Raw genomic sequence first — 14,887 nt, forward strand, 5'->3', positions numbered from 1 at the left:
AATTGCATTCACACCCCCATGATTCCGCCCACAGGCTGTGGATAATGGGGATCAATGGAACGACTCAGCGGAGTCAGGCGGTGCCGGCCGGTCAAGCTGTTGGCATTTTCGGGATGAACGCATAAGCCCCGGCATCCACGCGCCAACGACAGCTACATCCTTTCAAGACTCTATTCTTTTATAGAAGAAGGACTCTCGCAATCCCGACTCCGACGCCCGGCAAGCCCCTGCTCGATACGCTGAACGGCGTACGCAGCGAGGTTCCACCCGTCTGGCTGATGCGCCAGGCTGGCCGCTATCTTCCCGAATATCGTGCGCTCCGGGCCGAAAAGGGCGGATTCCTCGCCCTCGCGACCGACAGTGAAGCGGCAGCGGAAGTGACGATGCAGCCGATCCGTCGCTTCGGCTTCGATGGCGCGATCCTGTTCTCCGACATTTTGATGGTGCCATGGGCGCTGGGGCAGGCGCTGAGCTTCGGTGCGGGCGAAGGGCCGGCTCTCACCCCGGCGCTGGTAGATCATGCGCTGGCGGGGCTCCAGGCTGTCCCTGAGCGGCTCGATCCGGTCTATGCGACCGTGGAAAAGGTAGCGGCGCTGCTGCCGGCGGAAACCACCTTTCTCGGCTTCGCGGGAAGTCCCTGGACGGTCGCAACCTATATGGTCGCTGGCCATGGCAGCCGCGACCAAAGCGAGACGCGCCGGTTCGCTTATACCGACCCAAAAGCGTTCGCCGAGATCATCGATGCGATTGCCGACAGCACGATCGTCTATCTTTCCCGGCAGATTCAGGCCGGGGTCGAGGCAGTCCAGTTGTTCGACAGCTGGTCGGGCAGCCTGTCGCCCGCGCAGTTCGAACGTTGGGTGATCGCGCCGACCGCAAAGATCGTCGCGGCATTGCACGCGCTGCATCCGGGCGTGCCGGTAATCGGTTTCCCCAAGGGTGCCGGCGGCAAGCTGCCGGCCTATGCCCGTGAGACCGGCGCGGACGCGATCGGGCTGGACGAAACCGTCGATCCGGTCTGGGCGCACGCCAGTCTGCCCGTCGGGCTGCCGGTTCAGGGCAACCTCGATCCACTGGCGCTGATCGCGGGCGGCGAGGGGCTTGATGCCGCGGCGACACGAATCCTCGAGACGCTGGCGGATCGGCCGCATATCTTCAATCTGGGGCACGGCATCCTGCAGGATACGCCGATTGCCCATGTCGAGCGCCTGTTGGCGCATGTGCGGAGAGCGCGATGAATTTCCTCGGCAACGCCTATCTCTGGGTGAAGGCGGCGCATGTCGTCTTCGTCATCTTCTGGATGGCCGGCATGTTCATGCTGCCGCGCTATCTCGTCTACCACCAGGAAGCGCAGCCGGGTTCGCCAGAGGCGCCGCTATGGATCGCGCGCGAGAACAAGCTGCGCAGCATGATCCTGACCCCGTCGATGATCCTGGTGTGGGTGCTCGGGCTGATGCTGGCGGCCAATGCCGGGATGTTCTCGGGTGTCGGCGGGTTGGGCTGGCTGCATGCAAAGCTGCTGCTGGTGGTGCTGCTCAGCGGCTATCACGGCTGGGCGGTGGGCTACGCGAAGAAGCTTGCCGCCGGCCGACCAACGCTGACCGGCAAGCAGTTGCGCATGCTCAACGAGGTGCCGGCGGTGATGGTCGCGCTCATCGTCGTCCTCGTGGTCGTGCGGCCTTTCTAGGGCCGGCGGACTTGACTTGACGAGGGGCGACACCTAGGTCGCAGGGGTCGAAGCGCGCGGAGCCTTGAGCCCCGTGCCGCGGCAAAATTCCTCCAGCATCGTCGCGTATCCTTCGCCGACCGACGCTCTCCCCGACCATCATACGTCCGGACGCCATCCATGCATCTCAAAGACCTCAAGAAGAACAAGCCGGCCGAGCTGGTCGCGATGGCCGAAGAACTCGGCATCGAGAGCGCATCGACGCTGCGCAAGCAGGATTTGCTGTTCGCGATTCTCAAGGTCCAGGCCGAAAATGGCGAGCAGATCATGGGGCTCGGCACGATCGAGGTGCTCCCCGACGGCTTCGGCTTCCTGCGCAGTCCCGAGGCGAACTATCTCGCCGGTCCGGACGATATCTACATGTCGCCGAACCAGGTGCGGAAATTTGGCTTGCGCACCGGCGATACGGTCGAAGGCGAGATTCGCGGACCTAAGGATGGCGAGCGCTATTTCGCGCTGACTCGCCTGACCTCGGTGAATTTCGATGATCCGGACGCGGTGCGTCACCGGGTCAATTTCGACAATCTTACCCCGCTCTATCCCGACGAGAAGCTGACGCTCGATCCGCAGGATCCGACGATCAAGGACAAGTCGGCGCGGGTGATCGACATCATCAGCCCGCAGGGCAAGGGCCAGCGCGCCCTGATCGTCGCCCCGCCGCGCGTCGGCAAGACAGTGCTGCTGCAGAATATCGCCAAGGCGATCACCGACAATCATCCCGAAGTGTTCCTGATCGTGCTGCTGATCGACGAGCGGCCCGAGGAAGTGACCGACATGCAGCGCTCGGTGAAGGGCGAGGTCGTGTCCTCCACCTTCGACGAGCCCGCCACGCGCCACGTGCAGGTTGCCGAGATGGTGATCGAAAAGGCCAAGCGCCTGGTCGAGCACAAGAAGGACGTCGTGATCCTGCTCGATTCGATCACGCGCCTGGGCCGGGCCTACAACACCGTCGTGCCGAGCTCGGGCAAGGTCCTGACGGGCGGCGTCGACGCCAACGCCCTGCAGCGCCCGAAGCGCTTCTTCGGTGCCGCGCGCAACATCGAGGAAGGCGGCTCGCTCTCGATCATCGCAACCGCGCTGATCGATACCGGCAGCCGCATGGACGAAGTTATCTTCGAAGAGTTCAAGGGCACCGGCAACTCGGAAATCGTCCTCGACCGCAAGGTCGCCGACAAGCGCATCTTCCCGGCGCTCGACGTCGGCAAGTCCGGCACGCGCAAGGAAGAGCTGCTCGTCGACAAGAGCAAGCTTTCCAAGATGTGGGTGCTGCGCCGCATCCTCATGCAGATGGGCACCATCGATGCGATGGAATTCCTGCTCGACAAGATGAAGGATTCCAAGACCAACGAGGACTTCTTCGATTCGATGAATCAGTAATGCGGTGCGGCCTGCGGCATATTGCCGCAGGATTCGCACAAGCCCGGCCGACGACGCGGGCAAAGGCTGCGTCGCTTACTGAAGGCCGAGCGACATGATCCTCGAACACGCGCTGCTCTCGATTAAACCCGGTCAGGCCGCGGCGTTCGAGGCTGCCATGGCGCGGGCCAAACCATTGATCGCAGCCTCGCCTGGCTTCCGCTCGATTGCCGTGCGCAAGGCGTGCGAAAGCACCGACCTTTATCTATTGCTGGTTGAGTGGGACGATATCGCTAGTCACCGCGATGGATTCCGCACGTCAATGCGCTACCAGGAATGGCGCACACTGCTCCACCCCTTCTATGATCCTATGCCGGTCGTCGGCTATTTCGGCGCACCGCTATGATGCCTGCGGCCGGGAAGCGCGGCGTTCGCTAGCCCAGATTCGCCGCGAAGAACGCCGCCGTTCGTTCATCGGCCAGAGTCGCCGAGGCATCCGACCTGCGCAGCCCGAACTCGGTAGCAAAGCCATGGTCCTCGCCGGGGTAATCGAAGATCGTCACCTTGGGATGATCGTCGAGACCTTCGTGCATGCGCTGCTGCGCGGCCTTGTCGACGAAATGATCTTCCTCCGGCACATGCAGCAGCACCGGATGCGCGATCGCGTGCTTCTCGCTCAGCAGGCCGTCGATGCCGACGCCGTAATAGCCCACGCTGGCATTCACGTCGGTTCGTGCTGCGGTCATGAACGCTAGGCGACCGCCCAGGCAATAACCGACCGCGCCGACCTTGCCGCCCGTGCCCAGCCGCGCCCGGGCTGTGCGGATCGTCGCCTCGATATCGGCGACGCCCAGCGCCTGGTCGAACTGGCCCATCATCGCAAAGGCCTGCTGCAGCTGGTCGGGCACGTCGGGGTCGAGCTCGACGTCCGGCTCGATCCGCCAGAACAGGTCCGGCGCAATCGCGAGATAGCCGTCCTCGGCCAGCCGATCGCATTTGCGGCGGATGCCGGCATTCACCCCGAAAATTTCCTGAATCACCACGATCGCGGCGCGGGGCTTTCCCGTCGGCTCGGCGCAATAGGCCGAAAAATGCGCGTTACCGTCGAGCGTGTCGATCGTGATGGTTCCGGTCATGGCTTTCCTCGGATATTAAATTCATCGTAAGCAACTGAATTAATTAAGAATAATATCGAGACTTGGGTGTTCTCAATGGGCGTTGCGATCTGAGCGGAGTCGCGCGCATACATGGGCCCAAGCTTATGCAGCGCGGCCGTCGCCCGCTCAAGCGGAGATGAAGCCCATGAAGATCAATGTCGAAGTCGATTGCACACCGGAAGAAGCACGCCGGTTCATGGGATTGCCCGATTTTACCCCGGTCCATGAGAAATATATCCAGAGCGTGATGGGCGCGATGGACGGCGCCGTGCCGCCCGAGATGATCGACAATCTGATGAAGAGCTGGTCGCCGATGGGCGAGGCGGGCATGGGATTCTGGCGCAAAATGTTCGAGACCTCGAGCAAGTAACGTGGAGACGATCTTTGCCGTGTCGAGCGGCGCTCCGCCCGCGGCGATCGCGATCGTCCGGTTGAGCGGGCCGGCTGCGCTCGACGCCGCAAGCGCCATGGCAGGCACGTTGCCGCCGCCCCGCCAGGCGGGGCTCCGCGCCTTACGGGCAAACGGACAGCTACTCGATCGCGCGCTTGTCCTGGTCTTTCCCGGTCCGCATAGCGCGACTGGCGAGGACCTGATCGAGCTGCATCTTCACGGCGGGCGCGCGGTGGTCCGGGCAGTGGAGGCGGCCTTGGCAGCGATGCCGGGCCTGCGCCAGGCCGAGCCGGGCGAATTCACCCGCCGCGCCTTGACCAATGGCCGGATCGATCTGACCGAAGCCGAGGGGCTGGGGGACCTGCTGGCGGCCGAGACCGAGGGCCAGCGCCGCGCAGCGCTGAGCATGGTGGAGGGTTCGATTCGTCGGCGCGCCGAAAGCTGGACGGGCCGGCTGGTCGCGCTTGCCGCCCAAGTCGAGGCGCAGCTCGATTTTGCGGAAGAGGATGAAGTCGACCAGGCCGCGCCGCGGGCCTTCGCGGCCGAGGCCCATGCCTTGGCCGGTGAGATTGGCGCGTTGCTGGATACACCGCCCGTTGAACGTCTGCGCGACGGCCTCCGGGTGGTGATCGCCGGTCCCCCCAACAGCGGCAAGTCGACTCTCCTCAATGCGCTCGCTGAGCGGGATGCGGCGATTGTCTCGCCTATCTCGGGGACAACGCGTGATCGAATCGAGGCACCGATCGTTCGAGATGGCATTGCCTATGTCCTGACGGACACGGCGGGTCTGGTGGCCACCACGGCCGATCCGATCGAACGCATCGGCGTCGTGCGGGCGGAGGAGGCGATGCAAACCGCCGACCTGATCCTGTGGCTCGGGGACACGAGACTCATCGATGCGACGGCGATCCGGGTCCATGCCCGCGCCGATCTGCCGGATCGCGCCCAAATACCCGCTGATGCGGACGTGGCAATATCGGTCGCGACCGGCGCGGGTATGAACGATTTGTGGAAGGTCCTCCACCAACGGGCCGTCGCCCTGTTGCCCCGCGAGGACATGGTTGCGCTCAATGAGCGCCAGCGCGGCCTGTTGGCGCGCTGCGCCGGCTTTCTTGCCACGGCCGGCGGGCAGGGCGATCTGTTGCTGTTTGCGGAGGAGCTTCGGCTGGCGATGAGGGCGCTTGACCAGTTGGCCGGGCGCAGCGACGTCGAAGCCATGCTGGACGCGCTGTTTACACGGTTCTGCCTCGGAAAATGAGTGTTCCACGTGGAACAGTCGGCTCTGAAAGGATCAAGAACTTTGACAGAGCGGAAAGCTCGACCTAGCGCAAGCTGATGGATTTCGATGTTATCGTCGTTGGCGGCGGCCATGCGGGCACCGAGGCCGCGACCGCAGCCGCGCGTCGCGGCGCGCGCACGGCCCTGATCAGCTTCGATCCGTCGAAGATCGGCGCGATGTCCTGCAATCCCGCAATCGGGGGGCTGGGCAAGGGCCACCTCGTGCGCGAGGTCGACGCGTTCGATGGCATGATCGCCCGGGCGGCGGATGCCGCTGGCGTGCATTACCGCATGCTCAATCGCAGCAAGGGTTCGGCAGTGCAGGGGCCGCGTGTTCAGGCCGATCGCCGGCTTTATGCGGCGGCGATCCAGCGCATGCTCGCGGCGCAGCCAGACCTGGATATCGTGCCGGGGGAAGTTGCCGCGCTGATGTTCGACCGGAAGGGTGCTGTCGCCGGCGTTTCGCTTGCCGATGGCCAAAACCTCACGGCGCGCGCGGTGGTCCTGGCGACCGGCACGTTTCTGGGCGGCCGCATTTTCTGCGGCGAGGAACGCCTGGCGGGAGGCCGGATCGGTGAGGCAGCCGCGTCGCTGCTTGCCGTGCAGTTGCGCGATGCCAAGCTGCCGATGGGCCGGCTCAAGACCGGCACACCGCCACGGCTCGATGGGCGGACGATCGACTGGAGTCGCCTCGCCGAGCAGCCCAGCGACGATGACCCCTGGACGATGTCGCCAGTGACGCCACGGCGCTCGCTACCGCAGTTGTTCTGCGCCATCACGCGGACGACCGAAGCGACGCACGCGATCATTCGCGCCTCGCTCGACCGGTCGCCCTTATTCGGTGGAGCGATCGCCGGGCCGGGCCCGCGTTATTGCCCTTCGATCGAGGACAAGATCCATCGCTTCGGGGACCGCGACGGGCATCAGATATTCCTCGAGCCGGAAGGGCTGGACGATTCGACCATCTATCCAAATGGCATCTCCACCTCGTTGCCGGCGGATGTTCAGGCGGCCCTGATCGCTTCGATTCCCGGCCTGGAAAATACTCGCATCATTACGGCCGGCTATGCCGTTGAATATGATCATATCGATCCACGCGCGCTCGAAGCCACGCTCGAGGTGCGCGCGTTGCGTGGGCTGCTCTGTTGTGGGCAAATCAACGGTACTACGGGGTATGAGGAGGCGGCCGGGCAGGGGCTCATTGCCGGGCTCAACGCCGCTGCCATCGCCCTCGGTACAGATGCCGTCGTGCTCGATCGGGCGACCAGCTACCTCGGTGTGATGATTGACGATCTGGTGCTGCAGGGCATCACCGAACCCTACCGGATGCTCACCGCGCGTGCCGAGTATCGCTTGCGCCTGCGCGCGGACAATGCCGAAACCCGGCTCGGGCCCATCGCCAGCGCGGCAGGCTGTCTTGGGGCGGAACGGCTTAGCCGCCTGGCTCACCGCACCACCCGCCGCGGCGAGATTGAAGCGATCCTAGAGAAGCCACTGGCGGCCGCGGCGATATTGGCGAATGGGGCGGCGGGTCCTCTGGACGGCCAGCGGCGGTCAGGAACCGATTGGCTGCGCTTTGCCGGGGTGACGATCGATCACGTTGCCCCGGGGTTGATGGCGGGGAGCGACCCGGCACTGGTCGCCGAGATTGCCGAGGATGCCCGCTACGCGCCATATCTGCGCCGCCAGGATGAGGAAGTGGCGCAGCTCCGTGCCAATGATTCGATCGGGCTGGGCAATACGCTCGATTATGCCGCTATTCCCGGGCTCTCGACCGAAATGGTCGAACGGCTGGGACAGGTTCGTCCCGCTACGCTGGGCGCGGCCGGCCGTATTCGGGGCATCACTCCGGCGGCTCTCACGGCGATCCTGCTGCACGCCCGGCGCCGCGCGGCATGACCGAAGACGACGCACGGTCCTGGATCATCGAACGCTTCGGCCGCGAAGGGGAGGCCCGCATGGCGGACCTTGCGCAGTTGGTGATCGACGAGGCCAGCCGGCAGAATCTGATTGCGCCGTCCACGCTGAGCGCGATCTGGGAGCGCCATATCGTCGATTCGGCGCAACTGATCGAGCTGGCTAAGGAAACGCCGGGCGATTGGCTCGACATCGGCACCGGCGCCGGTTTTCCAGGCCTGGTCGTAGCGGCATTGACCGATCGGCCGACCATTCTGGTCGAGCCAAGGCGCCGGCGGGCAGACTTTCTCCGAGTCGCCGCCGGCGCGCTAGGCCTGTCCAATCGCGTCGAGGTCATCGCCGGTAAGGTGGAGGCGGTCGCGCGGCCCGTCGCGGTCATCTCAGCGCGCGCGGTGGCACCCCTCGGCGGCCTGTTCGAGGCTGCAATGCAATGTAGCCGTCGCAAGACGCTATGGATTCTCCCAAAGGGACGAACGGCGCGCGAAGAGGTGGCGGCCGCGCAGCAGACATGGCATGGTGTGTTTCACGTGGAACATAGCATCACCGATGCGGAATCCCTCATCGTCCTCGCAAAAGGGGTGTCACGCCGATGAATGTCATTGCGGTTGCGAATCAAAAGGGCGGGGTGGGCAAGACCACGACCGCGATCAACCTGGGCACCGCGCTTGCGGCGACCGGACAACACGTGTTGCTGATCGATCTCGATCCCCAGGGCAACGCCTCTACCGGCCTCGGCATCAATCGCGCCGATCGCGAGAAATCCAGTTACGATATCCTGCTCGGGGAAATGCCGCTGGGGGAGGCGGTTATTCCGACCTGCGTTCCGAAGCTCGATATCATTCCCGCGACGGTGGATCTGTCCGGGGCGGAGATCGAACTGGTCGATTATGAGGAGCGCACCCATCGGCTCAATCGGGCATTGGCGCGCTCCGATCACCGCTGGGACGTGGTCCTGATCGATTGCCCGCCCTCGCTTGGCCTGTTGACGCTCAACGCGCTGGTCGCGGCGAATTCGCTGCTGGTGCCCCTCCAGTGCGAATTCTTCGCGCTGGAGGGGCTCAGTCAGCTGCTCAGCACCGTCGAGCGGATCCGCGAGCGCTTCAATCCGGGCCTGTCGATCCTGGGCGTTGCGCTGACCATGCACGATCGCCGTAACCGCTTGACCGACCAGGTCTCGGCCGATGTCCGCGCCGTGCTTGGCCGAGTGGTGTTCGAAACCGTCATTCCCCGCAATGTCCGCCTGTCGGAAGCGCCAAGCCACGGCTTGCCGGCGTTGATCTACGATCACCGCTGTCCCGGCTCCGAGGCTTATATTGCCCTCGCACGCGAGCTGATCCTCCGGCTGCCCCCCAGACCCGCGAAGGCCGCATGACCGAACACGCTGATCCAACGCCGAACCCCCGACCAAAGCCTCGCTCCGGCCTTGGGCGCGGCCTCAATGCGCTGATGGGCGATCTCGCCCGTGAGGAACCGGTGGGCGGCAGCGAACCCCTCTCGGCGGGTGTGCGTACGCTCCCGGTCGGCTCGCTGACGCCGCATCCTGGCCAGCCGCGCCGCCACTTCAGCGAGACTGCGCTGGAGGAACTGGCTGAATCGATCGCAGCACGGGGCGTCATCCAGCCAATCGTCGTGCGCCCGCATGGCAAGGGTTATCAGATCGTCGCCGGGGAGCGCCGCTGGCGTGCGGCGCAACGCGCGCGGCTGCACGATGTGCCGGTGATCGTCCGCGACTATGACGACGCGGAAACGCTGGAAATCGCGCTGGTCGAGAATATCCAGCGGCAGGATCTTAACGCGATCGAAGAGGCTGAGGCCTATTCTCGGCTGATCGATGATTACGGACACACCCAGGATGTCCTGGGCAAGTTGGTCCACAAGTCGCGCAGCCATATCGCGAATCTGCTGCGTTTGCTCGAATTGCCCAAGGCAGTGCAGGACAAGGTAGTCGAGGGCACGCTGTCGATGGGGCATGCCCGTGCGCTGATAGGCGCGGCGGATGTCGAACAGCTTGCCTATCAGGTCATCGCCAAGGGCCTGTCCGTGCGCGAGACCGAACGCCTGGCGCGTGCGGCCAAGCCGGAAACCACACGCATCCGCAGCGGCGATACCGGCCGCGATGCCGATCTTTCGTCGCTGGAGCGGCATTTGGCAGACCTGCTCGGCCTCTCGGTGCGCATCACCCACGGGCCGAAGGGCGGCGCGCTGACCTTGAACTATTCGACGCTCGACCAGCTCGACATGGTTTGCCAGCGTCTGACGGGCGAGAAGATCTGAAATCTATATCAACTGCTTGATTTTTAACAATAATATATGAGCCAGCACCGCGCGCTGTTGCGCGACGCTATCGCTGGCGCGCTGCCATTCGAGCCACTGCGACGATGGCCGATTGCGCGAGCACGGTTCCGGCCGTGCCCGAGCTCATGATGGCGCGTTCGGCCAGTCGAGCGCGCTGAATCGCTTCACTGATCTTCGGTGCCGACCAGGTACGCAAGGCGCGGCCGGTCGCGGCGCGCTCGCGAAAGAAGACCCGTTCGATCACGGTGCCTGCACTCGCGCCGCCATCGACTTCGGCGCGCAGTTCGGCGAGCGTCATCAGCCGGCGCACGAGCTGGCGCAACACCGGTATCTGCGACACGCCGGCTTCCTCCAGCCGGGCAAGCTCGGTACCGAGCAGATCGGGGCGTCCGTCGATCGCGGCATCGATTGCCCGACTCATCTCCGAATCGCCCAGATCGGCACCGACATCGTCCAGCGCCGCGTCGTCCAGCTCGCGCGGGCGCTCGGGCGAGGCATCGAGATAGAGCGCCAGCTTTTCCAGCTCGCGCGTCATCACCGCCCGGTCGCCCGCCGTCGCGCTCGCCAGCCGCGCCGCGGTGTCGCCGACGGTACGCAGGCCCTGCTCGCGGGCGATGGCCGTGGCGAGCTTCTCGGCGTCGCCGCCTTCAGGAAGATAGCAGGCGAAACTCATCGCCCGTGGCGCCGCCAGTGCCAGCTTCACCACCTTGGCGGTCGCCTTGAGCGTCGGCGCGATCGCCACCACTGGATTGCCGGCCTGTTCGGCGTCGAGCAGCAGGGTGAAAGCCTCGAGGCATTCGTCACCGACTCCGGTGATGCGGATATGGCGAGCCCCGCCGAACAACGACATCGACGCGGCTTCATCGGCCAGCCGGCCGGGATTCGACTTGAGTGCGGAGGATTCGAGATCGACCCGCTCGGCTTCCGGACCCATCGTCCGGGCCAGCCGCGCGGCAATTTCCTGCGCGCCAGATTCATCGGGGCCGTGGAGCAGGTAGAGACGGATATCGGGGCTTGCCGCGTCGATCGCCGCACGAATCTGGTTGGCGTTAGCCTTCACCGACGTTGGCTCATTTCGCCGGCGCGCTGGTCCGCTGCGCATAGAGCGCGACGCGTGCGACGATCTCGTCGGCGACGATGTCCGAGAGGCGTTCGAGCGCGCTGTTCTCTGCGGCGATCGTCGCATATTCCGAACTGACCACGTCGATGCCGGCGTCGGACCCGGCGGTCGCGTCGAGCAGCACGGTGCCATTGGCGAGATCTACCAGCTGATAGCGGGCGCGCAGCGTGCGCCGCTCGCGCGAGACGCTGTCGTCGCGGCGTACGCCAAGGCCGATAATCTGGTCATCGAGCTTGATTTCGAGGCGATAGAGCGGGCTGCCGCTCGCCGCGAGCCGGTCATGCAGGGCATTCGTCATCAACCAGCCGGCCTTGCCCTCGATCGGGCCGACCTCGATCCGTGTCAGCGTCGTCGCGACCGCACCCGAACCTCCGCCCGAATAAAGCGGATGCAGCCCGCAGGCCGACAAGGTCAGTGCGAGGCCGGCGAGAAGCGCGACGCGCTTCATGCGACGATGTTCACGAGACGATCCGGCACGACGATCACCTTTTTGGGAACTGCGCCGTCCAGGATACGCTGCACATTGGCATTGGCCAAGGCAATCGCTTCCATCGCCTCGCGCGGCGTTCCCTTAGCCACGGTGACGGTGTCGCGCAGCTTGCCGTTCACTTGCAGCGCAATCGTCGCTTCGTCCTCGACCAGTAGGGCCGGATCCACCTCTGGCCAGTCGGCATCCGCAATCAGGCCTTCGCCGCCATTGGCTGCCCAGGCTTCCTCGGCGAGGTGCGGGGCCATCGGCGATACCAGCCGCATCAGCGTGCGAATCGCGACGACGCGCGAGACGGAGGGCTTCGCCCGCTCGATCGCGTTGACCAGCTCATAGAGCTTGGCGACGGCCTTGTTGAACGACAGTGCCTCGATATCGGCCGCGACGCCGGCGACGGTCTGGTGCGTCTTGCGGTCGAGCGGCGTATCCCGCGCATCGCTCGACTCGGCTTCGGCCAGGCCGTCGAACAGCCTCCACAGCCGTTGCACGAAGCGCCACGATCCCTCGATGCCGGCCTCGCTCCACGGCAGGTCGCGCTCGGGCGGGCTGTCGGAGAGCATGAACCAGCGCACCGCGTCGGCGCCGTACTGGTCGACGATGCCGGTCGGATCGACGGTATTCTTCTTCGATTTCGACATCTTCTCGACGCGGCCAATCGCGATCGGGCCACCATCGGCCTTCAGCGTCGCCTGTCCTTCGGCCAGCGCGATGTCGTCGGGCCCGTACCAGACCCGCTCGGCGCCTTCGCCTCGCGAATAGGTCTCGTGAGTCACCATGCCCTGGGTGAACAGGCCAGCGAACGGTTCGGCGATATCGAGCATGCCGATATGCTGAAGCGCGCGGGTCCAGAAGCGCGCATAGAGCAGATGCAGGATCGCATGCTCCACGCCGCCGATATATTGCGCGACCGGCAGCCATTTCTCGGCGACCACGCGGTCGAACGGCGCATTGCCCGGCTGGCTGGCGAAGCGGATGAAATACCAGGACGAATCGACGAAAGTGTCGAGCGTGTCGGTTTCGCGCCGGCCCTTGCCGCCACAGCTCGGACAATCGACCTGCTTCCAGGTCGGATGCCGGTCGAGCGGATTGCCGGGGATATCGAAGCTGACATCCTCGGGCAGGATCACCGGCAGCTGGTCGCGCGGGACCGGCACGGCGCCACAGGCGTCGCAATGGATGATCGGGATCGGCGTGCCCCAGTAACGCTGGCGCGAGACGCCCCAGTCGCGCAGGCGGAACACGGTGGAGCCGGTGCCCCAGCCGGCTTCCTCGGCCCGGCGGATCACGGTGCGCTTCGCATCCTCGACATCCATGCCGTCGAGGAAGTGCGAGTTCACCAGCGTGCCGGGCCCGGTATAGGCTTCGTCGCCCGTGAAGACGGGATCGGTCACGTCGCTATCGGAGACGACACGGCGTACCGGCAGGCCGTATTTGCGCGCGAAGTCGAGATCGCGCTGATCATGGGCTGGCACGCCGAAAACCGCGCCAGTGCCATATTCCATCAACACGAAATTGGCGATGTAGACCGGAAGTTTCCATTCCGGATCAAAGGGATGCGTCGCACGCAGGCCTGTGTCGAAGCCGAGCTTCTCCTGCGTCTCGATCTCGGCCGCGGTGGTGCCGCCCCGCTTGCACAACTCGATGAATTCAGCCGCCGCAGGATCGCGTTCGGCCGCGGCGCGCGCAATTGGATGATCGGCCGCGACCGCGACGAAGCTCGATCCGAAGATCGTGTCGGGCCGGGTGGTGAACACCCCGACCGTGTCTCCGTTCGACAGCCCGAAGCGGAAGGTCAGGCCCTGGCTCTTGCCGATCCAGTTTTCCTGCATCAGCTTCACCTTGTCCGGCCAATGCTCCAAGCCGTCCAGCCCTTCGAGCAGTTCGTCGGCAAAGTCCGTGATCTTCAGGAACCACTGGCTGAGCTTGCGGCGTTCGACCAGCGCGCCCGAGCGCCAGCCCCGGCCGTCGATGACCTGCTCGTTGGCGAGCACGGTCATGTCGACCGGATCCCAGTTGACCGAGGATTCCTTGCGATAGACCAGCCCGGCCTTGAACAGGTCGAGGAACAGCGCCTGCTCATGACCGTAATAATCGGGCTCGCAGGTCGCGAGCTCGCGTGTCCAGTCTAGCGCGAAGCCAAGCCGCTTGAGCTGCGCCTTCATCGTCGCGATGTTGGCGCGGGTCCAGCCGCCCGGATGCACGCCCTTTTCCATGGCTGCATTCTCGGCCGGCATGCCGAACGCGTCCCATCCCATAGGATGGAGCACTTCGTGCCCGGTCATTCGCCGGTACCGGGCAAGCACGTCGCCCATGGTGTAGTTGCGGACATGGCCCATGTGAATCCGCCCCGAAGGATACGGAAACATCTCGAGCACATAGGTACGCGGCTTGGGCGAATCGTCGCGCGCGGCAAAGGTGCGGCGGTCATCCCACACCGCCTGCCATGCCGCGTCCGCCTTCAATGCGTTGAAGCGTGACGCCATTGGAAAACGCCTTTAATTGGCGATGGCGGCACGGCGCAGATCGCGCGCCTTCGTCAGGATGATGTCTTCGAGCTTCTGCACGGTCGCTGCCTCGACCGGCGCGGCAACCCATTGGCCGCCCTGATTGATCTCGCGCAACGCGGCCACGCGAACGCCGTCGGCACGCAGATCCTGGTCGAGGATCGTCACGGTCACCTTGGTCCGCTCGGTCGGCGCGGCCGGGTTCACATACCAGTCGGTCACGATCACGCCGCCATTCGAATCGGTCTGGAGCAGCGGCATGAAGCTCAGCGTATCGAGGCTGGCGCGCCACAAATAGCTGTTCACGCCGATCGTGGTCACCCGGGAGGCAGCCAGATCGGTCTTGGGACGGTCGCCGCCACGCCCGCCGCAGGCGATAAGCGGGAGGGCGAGCGAAACCACAATCGCGGTACGCAAAAGGCGGATCATCGGCGGTTTCCTGGACGGTTTCATGAAATCACGGGCATCTATAGATGGTCTCGCGCCTGCCGCAAGCGCGGCAGGTACGTGCGGCCTGTGTGCCGCGGGCAACACTTCGGGGGAAAATGCGTCAAGACAGTGGCAGGGTCGGATCGAATCATGTTAGGCGCGATTTATCAGGTGGATGCCGAATCCGGTGCATCGAGAATGGGGTTGCGCGTGTTGTCAGGTCGTTG

The 14,887-nt window shown here is 64.8% G+C and carries 15 protein-coding genes; 10 read left to right on the forward strand and 5 right to left on the reverse strand.

The window, feature by feature from the left end:
- Positions 1-200 precede the first annotated feature (200 nt).
- The 4 genes from hemE (at position 201) to U1769_RS05720 (ending at position 3,488) form a co-directional block, all read left to right on the forward strand.
- Entirely contained in the window at positions 201-1,238 is a 1,038-nt protein-coding gene (gene hemE, locus U1769_RS05705; protein ID WP_332713695.1) for a uroporphyrinogen decarboxylase, read from the forward strand.
- Positions 1,235-1,687, forward strand: coding sequence for a CopD family protein (locus tag U1769_RS05710; protein ID WP_332713153.1), 453 nt, complete (start codon positions 1,235-1,237; stop codon positions 1,685-1,687). Before hemE ends, U1769_RS05710 begins: the two co-directional genes overlap by 4 nt.
- A gap of 159 nt (positions 1,688-1,846) precedes the next feature.
- A complete protein-coding gene (rho, locus tag U1769_RS05715) occupies positions 1,847-3,103 on the forward strand; it encodes a transcription termination factor Rho (protein ID WP_332713155.1) in 1,257 nt (418 codons plus the stop codon).
- Positions 3,104-3,197: 94 nt separating this feature from the next.
- The gene (locus tag U1769_RS05720; protein ID WP_332713158.1) at positions 3,198-3,488 is read left to right on the forward strand and encodes an antibiotic biosynthesis monooxygenase family protein; all 291 of its coding nucleotides are present in this window, start codon (positions 3,198-3,200) and stop codon (positions 3,486-3,488) included.
- Between the two features lie 28 nt (positions 3,489-3,516).
- On the opposite strand, the gene U1769_RS05725 is transcribed toward U1769_RS05720, so the two are convergent.
- The gene (locus U1769_RS05725; RefSeq protein ID WP_332713161.1) at positions 3,517-4,218 is read right to left on the reverse strand and encodes a dienelactone hydrolase family protein; all 702 of its coding nucleotides are present in this window, start codon (positions 4,216-4,218) and stop codon (positions 3,517-3,519) included.
- 166 nt (positions 4,219-4,384) lie between these two features.
- On the opposite strand from U1769_RS05725, the gene U1769_RS05730 reads away from it, so the two are divergent.
- From U1769_RS05730 to U1769_RS05755, 6 genes are all read left to right on the forward strand, one after another.
- Positions 4,385-4,609 carry a DUF6489 family protein gene (locus tag U1769_RS05730; protein WP_332713162.1) on the forward strand — a complete coding sequence of 75 codons (225 nt, stop codon included), beginning with the start codon at positions 4,385-4,387 and terminating at the stop codon, positions 4,607-4,609.
- Position 4,610: 1 nt separating this feature from the next.
- Complete coding sequence (gene mnmE, locus U1769_RS05735) at positions 4,611-5,888, forward strand: tRNA uridine-5-carboxymethylaminomethyl(34) synthesis GTPase MnmE (protein ID WP_332713165.1); 1,278 nt, start codon at positions 4,611-4,613, stop codon at positions 5,886-5,888.
- Between the two features lie 77 nt (positions 5,889-5,965).
- Positions 5,966-7,807: a tRNA uridine-5-carboxymethylaminomethyl(34) synthesis enzyme MnmG gene (gene mnmG / locus U1769_RS05740; protein WP_332713168.1), complete on the forward strand. Its 1,842-nt coding sequence runs from the start codon at positions 5,966-5,968 to the stop codon at positions 7,805-7,807.
- The gene (gene rsmG / locus U1769_RS05745) at positions 7,804-8,418 is read left to right on the forward strand and encodes a 16S rRNA (guanine(527)-N(7))-methyltransferase RsmG (RefSeq protein WP_332713170.1); all 615 of its coding nucleotides are present in this window, start codon (positions 7,804-7,806) and stop codon (positions 8,416-8,418) included. The genes mnmG and rsmG overlap by 4 nt, the downstream gene beginning before the upstream one ends.
- Positions 8,415-9,197 carry a ParA family protein gene (locus U1769_RS05750; protein ID WP_332713172.1) on the forward strand — a complete coding sequence of 261 codons (783 nt, stop codon included), beginning with the start codon at positions 8,415-8,417 and terminating at the stop codon, positions 9,195-9,197. The genes rsmG and U1769_RS05750 overlap by 4 nt, the downstream gene beginning before the upstream one ends.
- Positions 9,194-10,099, forward strand: a complete 906-nt coding sequence (locus U1769_RS05755; RefSeq protein ID WP_443030178.1) for a ParB/RepB/Spo0J family partition protein — start codon at positions 9,194-9,196, stop codon at positions 10,097-10,099. The genes U1769_RS05750 and U1769_RS05755 overlap by 4 nt, the downstream gene beginning before the upstream one ends.
- A gap of 67 nt (positions 10,100-10,166) precedes the next feature.
- Here U1769_RS05755 and holA read toward each other — a convergent pair whose 3' ends face one another.
- The 4 genes from holA to U1769_RS05775 are packed head-to-tail and all read right to left on the reverse strand — an operon-like array spanning position 10,167 to position 14,660.
- Positions 10,167-11,180 carry a DNA polymerase III subunit delta gene (holA, locus tag U1769_RS05760; protein WP_332713174.1) on the reverse strand — a complete coding sequence of 338 codons (1,014 nt, stop codon included), beginning with the start codon at positions 11,178-11,180 and terminating at the stop codon, positions 10,167-10,169.
- Between the two features lie 10 nt (positions 11,181-11,190).
- A complete protein-coding gene (lptE, locus tag U1769_RS05765; protein ID WP_332713177.1) occupies positions 11,191-11,688 on the reverse strand; it encodes an LPS assembly lipoprotein LptE in 498 nt (165 codons plus the stop codon).
- Positions 11,685-14,210 carry a leucine--tRNA ligase gene (gene leuS, locus U1769_RS05770; RefSeq protein ID WP_332713179.1) on the reverse strand — a complete coding sequence of 842 codons (2,526 nt, stop codon included), beginning with the start codon at positions 14,208-14,210 and terminating at the stop codon, positions 11,685-11,687. Before leuS ends, lptE begins: the two co-directional genes overlap by 4 nt.
- A 12-nt stretch (positions 14,211-14,222) precedes the next feature.
- Complete coding sequence (locus U1769_RS05775; RefSeq protein ID WP_332713182.1) at positions 14,223-14,660, reverse strand: DUF3576 domain-containing protein; 438 nt, start codon at positions 14,658-14,660, stop codon at positions 14,223-14,225.
- Between the last annotated feature and the right edge of the window lie 227 nt (positions 14,661-14,887).

The organism is Parasphingomonas zepuensis (assembly GCF_036663735.1).
Lineage (GTDB): Bacteria > Pseudomonadota > Alphaproteobacteria > Sphingomonadales > Sphingomonadaceae > Sphingomonas.